Origin of the sequence: Amycolatopsis viridis, assembly GCF_011758765.1 — a bacterium.
Taxonomy (GTDB): domain Bacteria; phylum Actinomycetota; class Actinomycetes; order Mycobacteriales; family Pseudonocardiaceae; genus Amycolatopsis_E; species Amycolatopsis_E viridis.
This window is the reverse complement of sequence record NZ_JAANOU010000001.1, coordinates 2336520-2352388: the sequence shown is the minus strand read 5'-3', so window position 1 is coordinate 2352388 and position 15869 is coordinate 2336520. Positions and strand designations below refer to the sequence as shown.

The window sequence follows — 15869 nt, the reverse complement described above, 5'->3', positions numbered from 1 at the left end:
GGGGGGACCAGGCCGGCTGGGACTCGTGGCGGCGGTTCACCGGCGCCGAGCCAGCACCCCGAACATCGTCACGGACAGGTGGAAGTCGCCGCGCGCGGCGCCGGCCGCGGCTTCGGCGAGGAGCCGGTCACCCTGCTCGCGGGTGATCGCGCCGCGCCCCGCGGCGTGGGCGACCATCATCGGCAGCAGGGTGTCGCGGACCGACTCGTGGTCGGGCATCAGCGCCTGCGAGCCGCGGTCGAGCACGGTCAGTCCGGCCCCGCTCAGCCAGCCGGCGAGCTTGCGTCCGGCGGCCGGTTCGGCGGTTTGCGAGAGCATCCCGTCCAGCACCGCCCGGACGAGGTCCGGATCGCCGGGGTGCAGGATGCCGGTCGCCCAGTCGGTGTCGACCAGCACCACCCGGCCACCGGGCCGCAGCACGCGGGCGATCTCGGCGACGGCGGCCGCCGGGTCGGTGAGGTGCTGGAAGACGCGCTCGCACAGCACAGCGTCGACGGTCTCCCCGGCGAAGGGCAGCGCGGCGACGTCAGCGGCGACGAACCGGGCGGGCGAATCCGCCGCACGCTGCCGCGCCAGGGCCAGCATGGCCGCGTTGGGGTCGAGCCCGATCGCCGCGCCGTCCGCGCCCGCGGCGGCCGCGAGCACCTGGACCTCGGATCCGGTGCCGCACCCGATCTCCAGGGCCCGCTCCCCCGGCCGGACGGCGAGCGCCTCGTGCGCCCAGGCCCGCAACCGCTGCACGCCCGGGGTCGCGGCCTGCGCGTCCAGGATGGCGGCCAGGCGCTCGACGCCGGCCGGGTCGATCCGGTCGGCGCGGAAGGAGGTCTCCGTCACGTGCCCGATGCTATTCGGGCCGGGCGGCCGGTGGGCCGCCCGGCCACGGTCAGTGGTGGTAGGCGTGGACGACCGCGTGCCCCTTGCCGCGCCCGATCATCCACTTGTTGACCGGCGTGGTGACGGCGAACGCGACGACCAGCGAACCGGCCAGGGAACCCCAGAACAGCGCGTCGCCGAGGCCCGCGTCCATCGCGCCGGGCACGGTCACCATGACGAAGTTGTCCAGGATCTCCATCACCGCGATCGAGACGGTGTCCGCGGCCAGCGCGACCTTCAGCGCGGTCCGCCACGGCACGCCGGCCCGCAGCACACCGCGCATGGTGAGCGCGTAGCCGAACACGAAGGCCAGCGCGACGGAGAGCACCACGGTGATCGCCCCGTGCAGGCCGAAGGCGGTGCCGATGATCATGCCCAGCACCTCGCCGATCGCGCAGCCGGTGAGGCAGTGCAGGGTGGCCTGCGCAGCCGCGGCCCAGGTGGCCGGGGGCCGGTGGGCTGTCTGCCCAGCGTGCCCGGCGTGCCCGAGGTGCCCACTGTGCCCGGTGTGCTCGTGCGTGGAGTGGTCCATCTCGCCGTCCTTCCTTTCATACCCCTAGGGGGTATCACCGGAACGACTTTAACCCCGTCCGCCGGATCACGCAAATCACCGCCGGGCAGCACGCACCGATTGGGCGATCACGGCGAGCACCGCGAGCCCGCCGACGGCGAACCCGTAGACGATCGCGGTGGGCCGCAGCCCGGCCGCGGTCGCGGCGAACCCGGCGATCACCGCGGGCACGCTGAACGCGAGGTAGGCGATGACGTAGACCACCGAGAACAGCTCCCCGCGCTCACCGGGGGCGGCCAGCCGGGCCAGGGTGCCGAAGCTGGCCAGCGCCGCCGCCCCGAACCCCACGCCGGACACCAGCGTGCCGACGGCCGCGAGCGCGACGATGTCCGCCAGGACACCGGCCAGCGTGATTCCCATCCCCACGGCGAGCAGCGCCGCGCCGGCCTGCAGCACCGCGCCGACCGGGGCCGAGCGCAGCACCAGCGAGGTCAGCGCACCCGTCGCGCACAGCAGGGTCACGACGAACCCGCCGACAAGGTGGTTGGTGAGACCGAAGATCCCGGCGGCCACGGACGGCCCGAGCGACAGGTACAGGCCGCCGAGCGACCAGCTGGAGAGCAGGATCGGGAGCAGCGCGACCAGGTCCGGGCGCAACCGCGCCGGCACCCCGAGCCGCGGGGCGAGCGAGGCCAGCGCACCGGGGCGGCGGGCCGAGGTCTCCGGCAGGCCGGCGACCAGCGCGAGCGCGACGACCATTCCGGCGAGCAGCAACACGTAGACCAGGTGGGTCGGGGCAGGCGCGAACTGGACGAGGGCGCCGCAGCCCAGGGCACCGAGGGCGAGCCCGGAGGTCGGCGCGATGCTGCTGATCACCCCGGCGCGGCTGGGCGCGTGCGCCGGGTTCAGGTCGACCAGGGTGGCACCGAGCACGGACATCGCCGCACCCGTCGCCACGCCCTGCACGAGGCGGGCGGCGAACAGCGCCGAGACATCCCCGGCGACCAGGAAGAGCACCAGCGACACCACCTCGCCGACGATGGCGGCGGCCAGCACCGGCCGTCGTCCGACGTGGTCCGACAAGGCCCCCACGACCAGCAGCGACGCGATCAACCCCAGGACGTACACCGCGAAGACCACGGTGAGCGTCATCGACGAGAAGCCCCATTCCTGCTGGTAGACGACGTAGAGCGGGGACGGGACACTGGAGGCGGCCATGAACAGCACGAAGATCACCGCGACCGCCGTGAACGCCACCGGCTGCGGCAACCGGGCTCTGCGACGGGTCGCGGGAGCGGCGACGGCGGGGGAAACGGACATCAGCACTCCTCGAAATGCAAAGATCTCTGCGTTAGCACCACGATAGCGCTAACGCAGCGATCGGTGCGATAATTTCCGCATGCCCGCCACCACCACCGCGCGCCCCGGCGGCCGCTCCGCGCGGGTGCGCGCCGCCGTGCACCGCGCCGTCGTCGAGTTCCTCGCCGACAACCCCGCCGAAGGCCTGACCCTGCCGCTGATCGCCGGCCGGGCCGGCGTCCACCCGACCACCCTCTACCGCCGCTGGGGGTCGGTCGCGGACCTGATGGCCGACGTCGCGAGCAGCAGGTTCAGCGGCGACATCGTGGTCCCCGACACCGGGTCGCTGCGGGAGGACCTCTACCGGTGGGCCGCGGACGTGGCGACCGACCTGGCGGACCCGGACGTGCTCGCGCTCACCCGGGCCACGATCGGGTCCGGACCGGAAGGCGGCTGCGCGTGCACCGCCGACCGGCACGCCCAGCTGACCGCGATCCTCGACCGGGAGCGCGCCCGCGGCGGGACGGCGCCGGAGACCCTGCACGCGGCCGATGCCCTGCTCGGGCCGCTGTACTACCGGGCGATCTTCGTCGGCCAGCCGGCCGATCCGGGCTGGACGAGGGAACTGGTCGACCGGCTGCTCAGGTAACGCGCTTGCGCATCCGTTACTCACATGAGTAAGTTTTTACTCATGCAGATAATCGACGAGGTGCAGCCCGACCTGGGCCTGAGCCCGGCCGAGCAGGCACGGCGTTCGCAGATCATCGCCGCGACCCTGGCGACGATCGCGGAGCTGGGGTACCGGCGGACGTCGTTCGCACGGATCAAGGAGCGGGCCGGGCTGAGCAGCACCCGCCTGATCGGCTACCACTTCGGCACCAAGGCGGGTCTCATCCAGGCGGTCGTGACCACGGCGCTGGGCATGCGGGACCGGTACCTGGAGGAGCGGGCCGCCGGGACGACCGACCGCACCGCGATGCTGCGGGCTCTGATCGAGACAGAGATCGAGTTCGCGCGCGACCACCCCGAATGCGTCCGCGTGCTGCGCGAGGTGGCCGCCCACGCCGACGATCCGGACGGCTGGCCGGTGGCCGGGCCGCTGCTGAGCGGGTTCCGCACCGGGCGCATCGAACGGCTGCTGAAGCAGGGGCAGGCCGAAGGAGCCTTCGGCGACTTCCCGGCCGACATCGCGGCCCGCACGATCGCGCAGAGCATCGACGGCGCGATCGACGCCCACGCCGGCAACCCGGGTCCGGACCTCGCGGCCTACGGGCGGCAGCTCGCCGACTTCTTCGAGCAGGCGGTCGCGCCCAAGCCCTGACCCGGGCACGGCCGGCGCAACCCGCGTCAGACCAGGAAGGCGAACAGCGGGCTGTCCGGCGGCACGCGCTCGACGCGGTGCGGCCCGGCCGCCATGCGCTTCATCATCGGCTCGAGGTTCTCCGGTGCGCCGAGCTCGATGCCGACCAGCGCGGGGCCGGTTTCGCGGTTGTTGCGCTTGACGTATTCGAACAGCGTGATGTCGTCGTCCGGCCCGAGCACGTCGTCGAGGAAGCGGCGCAGCGCCCCCGGTTCCTGCGGGAACTCGACCAGGAAGTAGTGCTTGCGCCCCTCGAAGACCAGGGCCCGCTCGACGACCTCGGCGTAGCGGCTGACGTCGTTGTTGCCACCGGAGACGATGCACAGCACGGTGGCACCGGGCGCCAGCCCGAGGCCGGGCCCGAGCGCGGCCGGGGAGAGCGCGCCGGCGGGTTCGGCGATGATGCCGTCGGACTGGTAGAGGTCGAGCATCTCGACGCAGATGCGGCCCTCGGGCACGGCGACCATGTCGGGGCGGCGCTCGGCGGCCAGTGCGTAGGTGTGCTCACCCACGAGCCGGACCGCGGCGCCGTCGACGAACGGGTCGATGGTCTCCATCGCGACCGGTCCGCCGTGCTCGAGCGCGAGGGCCATGCTGGCCGCGCCCTGCGGTTCGGCCCCGACCACCCGCACCCCGGGGTGCGTCTCGCGCAGCCAGGCCAGCGTCCCGGCGAGCAGGCCGCCGCCGCCGACCGGCACCACCACCACGTCCGGTGCCCTGCCCAGCTGCTCGATGGCCTCCTTGATCACGGTGCCCTGCCCGGCGATGGTGCGCGGATCGTCGAACGCCGGGATCATCGTGGTGCCGGTGCTCGCCGCGTACGCCTGCGCCGCGGCCGCCGCGTCGTCGTAGGTGTCGCCGTGCATCACGATCTGCACGTGCTCACCGCCGAGCCGCGCAACCCGGTCCCGCTTCTGCCGCGGCGTGGTGCGCGGCAGGTAGACGCGGGCCAGCACACCCAGTGCCGCGCAGGCGAAGGCCACTCCCTGCCCGTGGTTGCCGGCGCTCGCGCAGACCACGCCACGCGCACGCTCCTCGGGGGAGAGCTGGCTCACCAGGTTGTAGGCACCGCGGCCCTTGTACGAGCGGACCGCGGACAGGTCCTCGCGCTTGAGCCGCACGTCCACGCCGTGCTGCCGGGACAGCCGGTCGCTGCGGTGCAGTGGCGTCGGCTCGATGACCCCGGCGAACCGGGCGGCCGCCATCGCCACGTCGGCCGCCCGAACCGGGTCTGGCCCGTTACCCACGACTTCGTTCCTCCCGTCGGCGCAGACGTCATTCGTACCAAAGCCGCCACCACCGCCCGCACCCGGAGCGGCCGGTGCCAGATAATGCGGGCGTGGGCGCGGAGCAGCTGGTGGAGGAGTACGGCCCGGCGTGGCGGCCGGGGCCGTTCGAACGGGGCACCGACGGGCCGCACGTGGTGCTCGCCGGGATCGACGGCTCCGCCACCGCGTTGCGGGCCGGCGCCTACGCGGCCGGCCTCGCGCGGCGGCAGCGGTCCCGGCTGGTGCTGGTCTACGTACTGGCACCGACGGCGTGGACCGGGATGGCGACCGGGCTGCTCGCCGCCGCGCAGGAACAGGCGTACCAGGCGGCGATCGAGGAGATGCGCGGGCCGATCCGCACGCTCGCCGACGAGGCCGCCCTGCCGGTCACGTTCATCGTCCGTCGCGGCGACGCCGTCACCGAGCTGCGCCGGGCGGCCGTCGAGCTGCACGCCGACCTCGTCGTCGTCGGCGCGTCGGAGAGCAGGGGGCACCGCATCGTCGGTTCGGTCGCCACCCGCCTGGTGCGGGCCGGCTTGTGGCCCGTCACCGTGGTGCCCTGACCGTTCACGCACGACCGTTCAGGCGAGGCTGCCGAAGAACGTCCGCACGTCCCCGGTGAACAGCTCCGGCACCTCCATCGCGGCGAAGTGACCGCCGCGGTCGAACTCGCTCCAGTGCCGGATGTCGAAGAGCCGCTCGGCGACCGGCCGCACGGACAAGGTGATGTCGTGCGCGAACACCGCCACGCCCACCGGTGCGGAGCACGGTTCCCGCCCGGCGCCGTAGACGCTTTCCTTGCCCAGCCGCGCCGCCGATCCCGCGGTACCGGTCAGCCAGTACAGCATCACGTCGGTCAGCACCCGGTCGTCCGGGATCCGCGACGCCGGGTCCGTCCACTTCGCGAACCGTTCGGCGATCCAGGCCAGCTGGCCGGCCGGGGAATCGGTCAGCGCGTAGGCGATCGTCTGCGGCGTGGTCAGGTGCAGGATCTGGTACGCGGGCCGGTTCGCCGCGTACGCGGCGGTGTGCGCCAGGCGCCGTTCGTCCTCTGCGGACAGTCCGGTGATGCCGCCCGGAGGCGGTGGCGTGGGCAGGTAGTTCACGTGCACGCCGGCCACGTGGTCCGGGTCGGCCGCGGCGAGCGCCGTCGAGATCGCCGCTCCCCAGTCGCCGCCCTGCGCCCCGTAGCGGCGGTATCCCAGGCGGTGCATCAGCTCGGCCCAGGCGCGGGCCACCCTGGTGACGTCCCAGCCGCGGTCCCGGGTCGGCCCGGAGAACCCGAACCCGGGGATCGACGGGATCACCAGGTGGAAATCGCGCGACAGCGGTTCGATCACGTCCAGGAACTCCACCACCGACCCGGGCCAGCCGTGCGTGAGAACCAGCGGGAGGGCGTCCGCCCGGGGCGACCGCACGTGCAGGTAGTGCACGGTCTGGCCGTCGATCTCGTCGGTGAACTGCGGGAAGGCGTTCAACTCCGCCTCGTGGGCACGCCAGTCGTAGGCGTCGCGCCAGCGCTCGGCGAGTTCGCGGACCCGCGCCAGCGGGATGCCGTAGTCCCAGCCCGCGCCGGGCAGTTCGTCCGGCCAGCGGACGCGGTCCAGGCGGGCGGCGAGGTCGTCGAGTGCGGACTGGGAGATGTCGATGCGGAACGGTTTCGCGGTCATGCCCAAAACATTAGACGGACAAACGTTAGTCGGTCAAATGATTTGGTGCCCGAACGGCACCGGTACACTCCCGCCATGGACACCGGTTCCGGACGATTGCGCACCCTGCCCAGCTGGATGCTCAGCCAGACCGCGCAGTACGCACACCGGCTCGTCAGCGAGGGCCTGTCCGAGGTCGGCGCGCGCGGCTACCACTACCGGCTGCTGACCGCGCTCGAGGAGTCCGGCCCGGCGAGCCAGGCGGCGCTCGGCCGGCGCAGCGCCATCCACCTGTCCGACCTGGTGGCGACCATCACCGAGCTGGCCGACCAGGGCCTGGTCAGCCGCGAACCCGACCCGGCCGACCGCCGGCGCAACGTCATCACGATCACGCCCGCGGGCCGGCGGCAGCTCAAGCGGCTGGAGAAGCGGATCGCCCGGGTCCAGGACGAGCTCCTCGCCCCGCTGACCGCGGCGGAACGGGACCAGCTGACCACCCTGCTGACCCGGCTGCTGGACCACCACGCCCGCAACGCCTGAGCCGCGATCATCGTCCCTGCGGTCCGGTTTCGCCCATGCCACCCTGGGTAGCCTGACTCGACCGTTGAGCAGGCAGCGGAAGGAGCCCGCGTGACCGACTTCTGGATCGACACCGCACTGCAACGGGTGCTGAACCACCCCAGGGACGTGCGCGCCCTGCGGGAGTCGGCGGCGGTCTTCCTCGACGACTGCACGGTCGAGACGATCACCGACGCGCTGCTGGTCACCGACGCGCTGGCCAGCGCAGCCCACGACCAGGGCCGCCTGCCGGCCACGATCCGGCTCGTGCGCGAGGGCAGCCGGTCGGACTGGCTGCGGATCTCACTGACCGCGCCCGGCGTCGAGCTGCCCTCGGCGGACGCCGGGTTCGGCGCCGGCCTGCACGTGCTGACCACCTGCGCGGCCCTGTGGGGGCGCAGCGGCGACGGCGGCTCCGCCGCCCTCTGGGCGCATCTGCCGCTGACGACTGCCGCACCGGCCGCCCTTCACGTAGCGTTGACACATGGAGTCGCCCCTGATCACCGACCGGCTGGTCATCCGTGACTGGACGGTCGACGACGCCGAGGCCGCGCTCGCGATCTACGGCTCGGAAGAGGTCACGCACTGGCTGACCCCGGCGATGGACCGGGTCGGCGACGCCGGCGCGATGCGCGCGGTGCTGCAGGCCTGGCGCGAGGCCCAGCCGAACCTGCCGCCGCCGCGGGGCCGCTGGGCGATGGAACGCCGCGCGGACGGGCAGGTGGTCGGCGGCCTCGGGATCCGGCTGCTGCCCCCGTTCGACGAGGACCTCGAGCTGAGCTGGCAGCTGCACCCGGGCGCGTGGGGCCACGGCTACGCCACGGAGGGCAGCCGGGCGCTGATCCGGTGGGCGTTCACCCAGGACACCGACGAGTTGTTCGCCGTGGCCCGGCCGAACAACGTCCGGGCCATCGCGACGGCGAAGCGGCTGGGCATGCAGTGGGTCGGTGAGACCACCAAGTACTACGACCTGCGGCTGCAGGTCTACCGCATCCGGCCGGGCGACCTCGACGACGTGCCGGGGGCTTGACCGCCGTACTGGCCGCGCGGTTGACTGACCGGCGGGTCGACGTCGCCGCAAAACCGAACGCAATTCGGTTGTCCTGACTGCCGACCCGGCCAGAACCGGGCGTTTTTCACGAATAGTGGGCGATCCGGCAGAACGAGGTTCGGAAGGCGGGGCACGGCGATGAGCTTCAACCTGGCGATCATGCTGCGGGAGTCCGCGACCGCGACGCCGGGCAAGGACTTCCTGCGGTTCCCGTCGGGGGCGATGACCTACGCCGAGGTGGACGAGCGCTCCGGGCGGGTCGCCGCGGCCCTGCGGGAGACGGGCCTGCGCCCCGGTGACAAGGTCGCCGTGCAGCTCGCCAACGTGCCCGAGTTCGTTGTCGCCTACTTCGGGATCCTCAAGGCGGGCCTGACGATGGTCCCGCTCAACCCGCTGCTCAAGGCCGCCGAGATCGCCTACCACCTGGATGACTCCGACGCACGGATGATCATCGTGCACGCCGGGGGCGCGGCCGAGGTGTCCCGCGCGCTCAAGGAGCTGCGCGGCGTGTCCGCGGTCGTGGTCGGCGACCTCGACCCGGGCGCGTGGCCGGAGGGCACCACCGGGTTCCGGGCGTTGCTGGAGCCCGCCGACGACGGTGACATCCACCCCGGCGCCGCCGACGACACGGCCGTGCTGCTCTACACCAGCGGCACCACCGGCCGGCCGAAAGGCGCCGAACTGTCGCACTTCCAGCTCTACATGACCTGCACGCTCGGCAGCGAGCGCTTCGGCGCGGAACCCGACGACGTCGCGCTGGCGGTCCTGCCGTTCTTCCACGTCTACGGGCTGTCGAGCATCCTCAACGCCGCCGCGCGGCACGGCCGCACGATCTCGGTGGTGCCGCGGTTCGAGGTGACCGCGGTGCTGGAGGCGATCCACCGCGACCGGGTGACGATCATGGCGGGGGTGCCGACCATGTACCACGCGCTGGCCTACGCCGACACCACCGGCTACGACACCAGCAGCCTGCGGATCGGCAGCTCCGGCGGCGCCGCGATCCCGGAGGAGGTGCTGCGCCGGTTCGAGGAGAAGTACCGGATCCCGGTGCTGGAGGGCTACGGGCTGTCCGAGTCGGCGTCGACCACCACCGTCAACCCGGGCGCGGGCAACCGGAAGGTCCGCTCGATCGGCACCCCGATCTGGGGGGTGCAGCTGCGGATCGTCGACGAGGCGGACCGGCCGCTGCCGGCCGGTCAGGTGGGCGAGATCGTGCTGCGCGGGCACAACATCACCAAGGGCTACTACAAGCGGCCGCAGGAGACCGCGGAGGCGTTCCGCGGCGGCTGGTTCCACACCGGCGATCTCGGCTACGTCGACGACGACGGGTTCGTGTTCATCGTGGACCGCAAGAAGGATCTCATCATCCGCGGCGGGTTCAACGTCTACCCGCGCGAGGTGGAGGAGCTGCTGTACCGGCACCCGGCGATCGCCGAAGCGGCGGTGATCGGCGAACCGGACGAGCGGCTCGGCGAGGAGGTGGTCGCGGTGGTCTCGCTCAAGCCCGGTGCGAGCGCGGAACCGGCGGAGATCGTGGCGTGGGCGAAGGAACGGATCGCCGCCTACAAGTACCCGCGGCGCGTGCGGATCGTCGACGAGCTGCCGAAGGGCGCCACGGGCAAGATCGCTAAGCTGGAGCTGCGCGCGCGTCTGCCAGGATGACGTCGTGCGGTACGACGTCAACATCTCGATCCTGTTCACCGAGCTGGAGCCGGAGCGGCGGCCGGCCGCGGCGGTCGCGGCCGGGTTCACCGGGGTCGAGTCGTGGTGGCCGTTCGCGGGCGTGCCCGGCGACCGGGAGGTCGAGCGGTTCGTGACGGCCATCGCCGGCGCGGGAGCGACACTGGTGTCGCTCAACGTCCCGCACGGCGACCTGGCGGCCGGCGAGCGCGGGCTGGCCGCGTTCCCCTCCCGCACCGCGGAGTTCCGCGACGGGGTCGACGTCGCGGCCGACATCGGCGAGCGGCTCGGGTGCCGGTTGTTCAACGTCCTGCCCGGCAACCGCACCGGTGCGTCGCACGACGTGCTGCTGGAGAACCTGGCCTACGCCGCCCGGCGGCTGCCCGGCACCGTGCTGCTGGAACCGCTCAGCGGCGCACCGGACTACCCGCTGTCGCGTGCCGCCGACGCCCTGGCGCTCGCCGGCGAGGTCGGGCCGGCCAACGTCTCGCTGCTCGCCGACGTCTACCACCTCGGCGTCAACGGCGACGACCTGGACGCGCTGCTCGCCCCGCCGGTGGTCGAGCGCATCGGGCACGTGCAGGTGGCCGACGCACCGGGCCGCCACGAGCCGGGCACCGGCGCGCTCGGGGTCACCGCGTGGCTGCGGCGCCTGGCGGCCACCGGCTACGACGGCTGGGTAGGTCTGGAATACGTGCCGACCCGGTCCACATCGGACAGCTTCGGCTGGCTTCCCGATCGCTAGGCGGGTGGCGGTGCCGCGTCGTCCGCTACGACGACACGGCGCATCAGCTCGACGAGCGTGCGGCGCTCCGATGTGGACAGCACGCCCAGCGACTCCTCCTGCGAGCGCCGTGCCAGGTCCTGCAGCCGCCGCACCAGCTCGCGCCCCTCGGCGGTGAGCGCGGCCCGCTGACGGCGGCGATCCTGCGGGTCGCGCTCGCGCCCCACGAAACCGCGCTCCGCCAACAGGTCCAGATAGCCGACGAGGTGGCTGCGGTTCAGCCCCAGGCGGTCGGCGAGCACATGCTGCGCCAGTGGCCCGAAGTCGGACAGGCCGGTCAGCACGGCGAAGTGCGGCAGCCGCAGGCCGTGCTCGGCCAGTGCGGCCACCAGCCCCCGGTGCCCGATGCGCGCGACGTGCCCGGCGAGGTACGAGGGCAGCTCGAGCAGGGTCGGCGGACGCGTCTCATGCATGGCGCGATCCTACCTTCTGGACGTAATCATGTCCTCATGTAATGATTACGTCATGACACGAACATCCGCGCCGTTCGCCGCGCTCCTCCTCGCGGTGCTGTCGTTCTCGCTGCTGCAGACCATGCCGGTGCCCGCACTGCCCACACTGCAGGCCGAGTTCGGCACGTCCACCACCACCGTGTCCTGGGTGCTCAGCGCGTTCCTGCTCACCGCGTCCGTCGCGACCGGGCTGCTCGGCCGCCTCGGGGACATGTTCGGCAAGCGCCGCGTGCTGCTCGCCTGCCTCGCGGTGTCCGCAGCCGGCACCCTGCTCGCCGCGCTGGCCCCGTCGATCGGCGTGCTGATCACCGCCCGCGCGATCCAGGGTGTCGGCGCCGCAACGTTCCCGCTCGCCTTCGGCATCGTGCGCGACGAGTTCCCGCGCGACCGGGTGCCGGTCGCGATCGGCTGGATCAGCTCGACGTTCGGCATCGGCTTCGGCGCCGGCCTGGTCGTCCCCGGCCTGGTCGTCGACGCACTCGGCTGGCAGTGGATCTTCTGGCTGATGCTCGCGGTGACGGTCGCCGGTATCGCCGCGGTGACCGCGTTCGTCGGCGAGTCGCCGGTGCGCTCGCCAGGCCGGGTCGACTGGAGCGGCGCACTGCTGCTCACCGGCGGTCTGGTCGCGTTGCTGCTGGCGATCAGCGAGGGCCGCGTCTGGGGCTGGGGCTCGGCCGCGATCATCGGACTGTTCGCCGCCGCCGCGGTCCTGCTGATCGTGTTCGCGCTCGTGGAAACGCGGCTGACGCAGCCACTCGTCGACATCCGGCTGCTGGGCCGTCCCGCGGTGCTGACGTCCAACATCACCGCGTTGATCATCGGGTTCGGCATGTACGGCGCGTTCACGCTGGTACCGCTGCTGGCCGAGACGCCGCCGCAAGCCGGGTACGGTTTCGGCGCGTCGGTCACCGAAGCGGGGCTGTTCATCATCCCGATGGCGGTGACGATGCTGGTCGCCAGCCCGCTCGCCGGGCGTCTCGGCGCGGCGGCTGGGTTCAAACTGCCACTGGTGCTGGCGTGCGTGCTCGGTGCGGCCGGGTTCGTCGTGTTCGCCCTCGCGCACACCACGCGGTGGCCGCTCTACCTGGGCAACGGGATCCTCGGCATCGGTGTCGGGTTCGCGTTCGCCTCGCTCGCCAACCTGGTGGTGGCAGCCGTGGACCCGGCCCAGACCGGCGAAGCGACGGGCATCAACACGATCATGCGCACGATCGGCGGCACCTTCGGGGCGCAGATCGCCTCGACCATCGTCACGGCCGGCATCGTCCCCGGCACGCGGTTCCCCGCGGAGTCCGGGTACACCACGGCGTTCACGCTGTCCGCGATCGCGATGGGCGTCGCGGCGCTGGTGGCCGTGGCCGGGCCGGGCCGGCTGGTTCCCGCCGCCGTGCAGCGCCGGGCGGTGGCCCGATGACCGACTACGGTCACGACCTGGTGTTCGGTGCGGTCCTGCCCGCCGCGCCGCAGGCGCTGGAGCTCGCGCACACCGCCGACCGCGCGGGGCTGGACCTGGTGAGCGTGCCGGACCACCCCTACCGGCCCGAGTTCACCGAGGCGTGGACGACCCTGTCTCTGATCGCCGCGCGGACCGAGCGGGTGCGGGTGTTCCCGAACGTCGCCAACCTCCCGCTGCGGCCCCCGGCAATGCTGGCGCGCGCCGTCGCGGCCCTGGCCGCGCTCACCGGTGGCCGCGTCGATCTGGCGCTGGGCGCCGGGGCGTACTGGGAAGCGATCGCCGCCGACGGCGGGCCGTGGCACTCCCCCGCGGTGGCGGTGGAAGCGCTTGCCGAAGCGGTCGGTGTGATCCGGGCACTGTGGACACCCGGCGGACCGGTGCACCTGCCGGGCAAGCACTACACCCTCGACGGCGCCCGCCCCGGCCCCCCGGTGGGGAACCCGGCGATCTGGGTGGGCGCGCTCGGGCCGCGGATGCTGCGGTTGACCGGCACCCACGCCGACGGGTGGCTGCCCAGCATGACCCGCATCCCGCCCGGCGACCTGCCCGCCGCCAACCGGATCATCGACGCGGCCGCCGAAGCCGCCGGGCGGCCACCCGCCGCGGTCCGGCGGCTCTACAACCTGTCCCCTGCGGCGCTCGGCCACCCCCGCGACTGGCCGGCGCGGCTCGCCGAGCTGGCGCTGGTCCACGGGGTGAGCGGCTTCCTGCTCCCCGCCGGTGCACCGGATCACCTCCGGCGCTTCGCCGGCGACACCGCGCCCGCGGTGCGCGAGCTCGTCACGGCGGCCCGGCGCCGGGCACGCACCACGCCCGCCTCCTCGCCAGTGGGACGGTGAGGTGGCTCCGCCGTAGTGGTTCAGCGCGGCACGGTGAACACCAGCGCGGCCGTGTCGTCGGAGACGCCCTCGCGCAAGTCCGACAGCCACTGTCCCAGGCGCTCGACGATCGTGCCCGCGTCCAGGCCCGCGAATCCGGACGCGACGCTCGCCAGCTGCCCCTCACCGAGCAGCGCCCCGTGCGCGTCGCGCGCCTCGAGCAGGCCGTCGGTGTACAGCAGCAACGTCTCCCCCGGGCCGAGCCGGGTGTTCGCGGCCGCCACACCCGCGTCCGCGAACACCCCCACCAGCTGACCGCCGGGCGTCTCCAGCGCGCGCACCGCGCCGTCGTCGGCGACCCGCAACGCCGGCGGGTGGCCGCCACCGGCCAGGTCGACCCGGAAGCCGTCGCCGTCCGGTTCGATCAGTCCGAACAGGACAGTGCAAAAGCGAGCATCAGAGGCGCGGTACTCCTGGAGCAGCACCGCGTTGAGCGTGCGCACCACCGCCCGGGGATCGGACTCCCGCACGGCAACGGCCCGCAGCGTGTAGCGGGCGAGCGAGGTGAGCACGGCGGCCTCCGCGCCCTTGCCGCAGACGTCGCCGATGAAGAACGCCCACCGGTCCGCGCTTACCGGGAACAGGTCGTAGAAGTCGCCGCCGACCAGGTCCCTCGCCGCCCGGTAGTACCCGGCCGCACGCAACCCGGGCACCTCCGGCAGGCCGGGCGGCAACAGGGTCTCCTGCAGGGTCCGGGACAACCGGGCGAGGCGCTCCCGCTCGCGGTCGGCTTCCTGCCGCGCCCGCAGCAGCTCCCGTTCGTAGGCGCGCCGCGCCCGCGCGTCGAACACGGTGGTCCGGATGCCGGCAGCCCCGCCCGGCCCGGTGCGCAGCGTCGAGTTGACCAGCACCGGCAATCGCGAGCCGTCCGCGGCGACCAGGTCGAGCGCGATCTCCCGCACCTCGGACTGCATGCGCAGCAGCGGTGCGTAGTGCGTCTCGTGGTAGATCCGCCCGCCCGCGGTGAGCAGGTCGCTGAACCGGCGGCCCACCACGTCCTCGGCGCGGTAGCCGAGCCAGTTCAGCAAGGTTGCGTTGACCCGCAGGATCGTGCCGTCGGGCCGGGCCGAGAGGTAACCGCAGGGCGCGTTCTCCCACAGGTCCTCGGCGTCGGCCCCGGTCAGCACCGGCGCCTCGGGCCGGGTCACCGCGTCCCGCGGTCGGCCAGGAACGCTCCGATCGCCGCCGCAGTCAGATCCGGGTCACTCAGCTGCGGACAGTGCCCGTTGACCTCCAGCAGCACCAGCTCGCTGTCCGGCAGCCGGTCGTGCACGTACTCGCCGACGGACACCGGCGCGATGGCGTCGTGGCGGCTCTGCAGGACGAGGGTGGGCACTTCCACGCGCGCGAGGTCCGCCCGGTTGTCCGACAGGAACGTGACCCGCGCGAACTGGCCGGCGATCACCGGGTCGGTCCGGCAGAAGCTGTTGGTCAGCTCGGCGCCGAGCTCGGGGCGGTCCGGGTTGCCCATGATCACCGGGGCCATCGCCGCCGACCAGCCGAGGTAGTTGCTGTCCAGCGACTCCAGCAGCTCCTCGATGTCCGGCCGGGTGAAGCCGCCGGTGTAGCCGGCGTCGTCGAGGTAGCACGGCGACGGGCAGACCATCACCAGCTCGGCGAACCGCTCCGGCTCCCGCGCTGCCGCGAGCGCGCCGACCATCGAGCTGACCGAGTGGCCGACGAACACGACGTCCCGCAGGTCCAGCTCCGCGCAGAGCTCCAGCACGTCATCGGCGTACCCGTCCAGCGTCGAGTAGCGCTCGGGCGTCCAGGCGTTGAGGTCGGAGTTGCCCGCGCCGACGTAGTCGAACAGCACCAGCTGGTAGTCCGGTTCGAAGGCGGGCGTGACCAGCCGCCACATCGCCTGGTCGCACCCGAAACCGTGGGCGAACACCATCGGCTGGCCACCGGGCCGGCCGGAGAGCGTCACCGCATTCCTCGTCCGGATGTCCATTGCCGCCAGCCTAACCCCTCAGCCCCGCCGACGCGGGGCGCGCGACACGATCCTACCCGCCGCCCCGAGGGGGACGGCCGGTCCGGCCACGGGTGT

Annotated in this window: 18 protein-coding genes; 10 read left to right on the top strand and 8 right to left on the bottom strand. The window is 73.1% G+C overall.

Annotation, left to right across the window (positions count from 1 at the left end):
• Positions 1-36: 36 nt before the first annotated feature.
• The 3 genes from FHX46_RS11635 to FHX46_RS11625 form a co-directional block, all read right to left on the bottom strand.
• Complete coding sequence (locus FHX46_RS11635) at positions 37-834, bottom strand: methyltransferase domain-containing protein (protein WP_167113231.1); 798 nt, start codon at positions 832-834, stop codon at positions 37-39.
• Positions 835-883: 49 nt separating this feature from the next.
• A complete protein-coding gene (locus tag FHX46_RS11630; RefSeq protein ID WP_167113228.1) occupies positions 884-1405 on the bottom strand; it encodes a DUF4396 domain-containing protein in 522 nt (173 codons plus the stop codon).
• Positions 1406-1480: 75 nt separating this feature from the next.
• On the bottom strand, positions 1481-2704 hold the full coding sequence (locus FHX46_RS11625; RefSeq protein ID WP_167113226.1) for an MFS transporter: 1224 nt from the start codon (positions 2702-2704) through the stop codon (positions 1481-1483).
• Between the two features lie 79 nt (positions 2705-2783).
• On the opposite strand from FHX46_RS11625, the gene FHX46_RS11620 reads away from it, so the two are divergent.
• Positions 2784-3332, top strand: coding sequence for a TetR-like C-terminal domain-containing protein (locus FHX46_RS11620; protein ID WP_167113224.1), 549 nt, complete (start codon positions 2784-2786; stop codon positions 3330-3332).
• A 42-nt stretch (positions 3333-3374) separates the two neighbouring features.
• Complete coding sequence (locus tag FHX46_RS11615; RefSeq protein ID WP_167113222.1) at positions 3375-4004, top strand: TetR/AcrR family transcriptional regulator; 630 nt, start codon at positions 3375-3377, stop codon at positions 4002-4004.
• A gap of 26 nt (positions 4005-4030) precedes the next feature.
• On the opposite strand, the gene ilvA is transcribed toward FHX46_RS11615, so the two are convergent.
• Entirely contained in the window at positions 4031-5290 is a 1260-nt protein-coding gene (ilvA, locus tag FHX46_RS11610) for a threonine ammonia-lyase IlvA (protein WP_167113220.1), read from the bottom strand.
• 110 nt (positions 5291-5400) lie between these two features.
• Here ilvA and FHX46_RS11605 point away from each other — a divergent pair, with 110 nt between their 5' ends.
• Positions 5401-5874 (top strand): universal stress protein, encoded by a 474-nt coding sequence (locus FHX46_RS11605; protein ID WP_167109489.1) that lies wholly within the window; start codon positions 5401-5403, stop codon positions 5872-5874.
• A gap of 18 nt (positions 5875-5892) precedes the next feature.
• On the opposite strand, the gene FHX46_RS11600 is transcribed toward FHX46_RS11605, so the two are convergent.
• A complete protein-coding gene (locus FHX46_RS11600) occupies positions 5893-6981 on the bottom strand; it encodes an epoxide hydrolase family protein (RefSeq protein WP_167113218.1) in 1089 nt (362 codons plus the stop codon).
• Between the two features lie 75 nt (positions 6982-7056).
• Here FHX46_RS11600 and FHX46_RS11595 point away from each other — a divergent pair, with 75 nt between their 5' ends.
• The 5 genes from FHX46_RS11595 (at position 7057) to FHX46_RS11575 (ending at position 10994) form a co-directional block, all read left to right on the top strand.
• Complete coding sequence (locus FHX46_RS11595; protein WP_167113216.1) at positions 7057-7500, top strand: MarR family winged helix-turn-helix transcriptional regulator; 444 nt, start codon at positions 7057-7059, stop codon at positions 7498-7500.
• Between the two features lie 90 nt (positions 7501-7590).
• The gene (locus tag FHX46_RS11590) at positions 7591-8043 is read left to right on the top strand and encodes a hypothetical protein (protein WP_167113214.1); all 453 of its coding nucleotides are present in this window, start codon (positions 7591-7593) and stop codon (positions 8041-8043) included.
• Positions 8003-8548, top strand: coding sequence for a GNAT family N-acetyltransferase (locus FHX46_RS11585; RefSeq protein ID WP_167113212.1), 546 nt, complete (start codon positions 8003-8005; stop codon positions 8546-8548). Before FHX46_RS11590 ends, FHX46_RS11585 begins: the two co-directional genes overlap by 41 nt.
• Before the next feature lie 159 nt (positions 8549-8707).
• The gene (locus FHX46_RS11580; protein WP_167113210.1) at positions 8708-10231 is read left to right on the top strand and encodes a long-chain-fatty-acid--CoA ligase; all 1524 of its coding nucleotides are present in this window, start codon (positions 8708-8710) and stop codon (positions 10229-10231) included.
• Positions 10232-10235: 4 nt separating this feature from the next.
• Complete coding sequence (locus FHX46_RS11575; protein ID WP_167113208.1) at positions 10236-10994, top strand: hydroxypyruvate isomerase family protein; 759 nt, start codon at positions 10236-10238, stop codon at positions 10992-10994.
• Here FHX46_RS11575 and FHX46_RS11570 read toward each other — a convergent pair.
• Positions 10991-11446, bottom strand: a complete 456-nt coding sequence (locus tag FHX46_RS11570; protein WP_167113206.1) for a MarR family winged helix-turn-helix transcriptional regulator — start codon at positions 11444-11446, stop codon at positions 10991-10993. The genes FHX46_RS11575 and FHX46_RS11570 overlap by 4 nt on opposite strands.
• 52 nt (positions 11447-11498) lie before the next feature.
• Between FHX46_RS11570 and FHX46_RS11565 the strand changes: the two genes are divergently transcribed.
• Together FHX46_RS11565 and FHX46_RS11560 are read left to right on the top strand one after the other, a co-directional pair.
• Positions 11499-12899: an MFS transporter gene (locus FHX46_RS11565; protein WP_167113204.1), complete on the top strand. Its 1401-nt coding sequence runs from the start codon at positions 11499-11501 to the stop codon at positions 12897-12899.
• Positions 12896-13780 carry an LLM class flavin-dependent oxidoreductase gene (locus FHX46_RS11560; RefSeq protein WP_167113202.1) on the top strand — a complete coding sequence of 295 codons (885 nt, stop codon included), beginning with the start codon at positions 12896-12898 and terminating at the stop codon, positions 13778-13780. Before FHX46_RS11565 ends, FHX46_RS11560 begins: the two co-directional genes overlap by 4 nt.
• A 20-nt stretch (positions 13781-13800) precedes the next feature.
• Here FHX46_RS11560 and FHX46_RS11555 read toward each other — a convergent pair whose 3' ends face one another.
• Together FHX46_RS11555 and FHX46_RS11550 are read right to left on the bottom strand one after the other, a co-directional pair.
• Positions 13801-14967 (bottom strand): PP2C family protein-serine/threonine phosphatase, encoded by a 1167-nt coding sequence (locus tag FHX46_RS11555; RefSeq protein ID WP_167113200.1) that lies wholly within the window; start codon positions 14965-14967, stop codon positions 13801-13803.
• Positions 14964-15773, bottom strand: coding sequence for an alpha/beta fold hydrolase (locus FHX46_RS11550; RefSeq protein WP_167113198.1), 810 nt, complete (start codon positions 15771-15773; stop codon positions 14964-14966). The genes FHX46_RS11555 and FHX46_RS11550 overlap by 4 nt, the downstream gene beginning before the upstream one ends.
• Between the last annotated feature and the right edge of the window lie 96 nt (positions 15774-15869).

Bases quoted from the DNA above. Each gene is read 5' to 3' on its own strand.
- FHX46_RS11580 (WP_167113210.1), top strand. From the start codon at position 8,708: ATGAGCTTCAACCTGGCGATCATGCTGCGGGAGTCCGCGACCGCGACG.
- FHX46_RS11570 (WP_167113206.1), bottom strand. From the start codon at position 11,446: ATGCATGAGACGCGTCCGCCGACCCTGCTCGAGCTGCCCTCGTACCTC.
- FHX46_RS11600 (WP_167113218.1), bottom strand. From the start codon at position 6,981: ATGACCGCGAAACCGTTCCGCATCGACATCTCCCAGTCCGCACTCGAC.
- FHX46_RS11620 (WP_167113224.1), top strand. From the start codon at position 2,784: ATGCCCGCCACCACCACCGCGCGCCCCGGCGGCCGCTCCGCGCGGGTG.
- FHX46_RS11595 (WP_167113216.1), top strand. From the start codon at position 7,057: ATGGACACCGGTTCCGGACGATTGCGCACCCTGCCCAGCTGGATGCTC.
- FHX46_RS11550 (WP_167113198.1), bottom strand. From the start codon at position 15,773: ATGGACATCCGGACGAGGAATGCGGTGACGCTCTCCGGCCGGCCCGGT.
- FHX46_RS11560 (WP_167113202.1), top strand. From the start codon at position 12,896: ATGACCGACTACGGTCACGACCTGGTGTTCGGTGCGGTCCTGCCCGCC.
- FHX46_RS11615 (WP_167113222.1), top strand. From the start codon at position 3,375: ATGCAGATAATCGACGAGGTGCAGCCCGACCTGGGCCTGAGCCCGGCC.
- FHX46_RS11565 (WP_167113204.1), top strand. From the start codon at position 11,499: ATGACACGAACATCCGCGCCGTTCGCCGCGCTCCTCCTCGCGGTGCTG.
- FHX46_RS11585 (WP_167113212.1), top strand. From the start codon at position 8,003: ATGGAGTCGCCCCTGATCACCGACCGGCTGGTCATCCGTGACTGGACG.
- FHX46_RS11625 (WP_167113226.1), bottom strand. From the start codon at position 2,704: ATGTCCGTTTCCCCCGCCGTCGCCGCTCCCGCGACCCGTCGCAGAGCC.
- FHX46_RS11630 (WP_167113228.1), bottom strand. From the start codon at position 1,405: ATGGACCACTCCACGCACGAGCACACCGGGCACAGTGGGCACCTCGGG.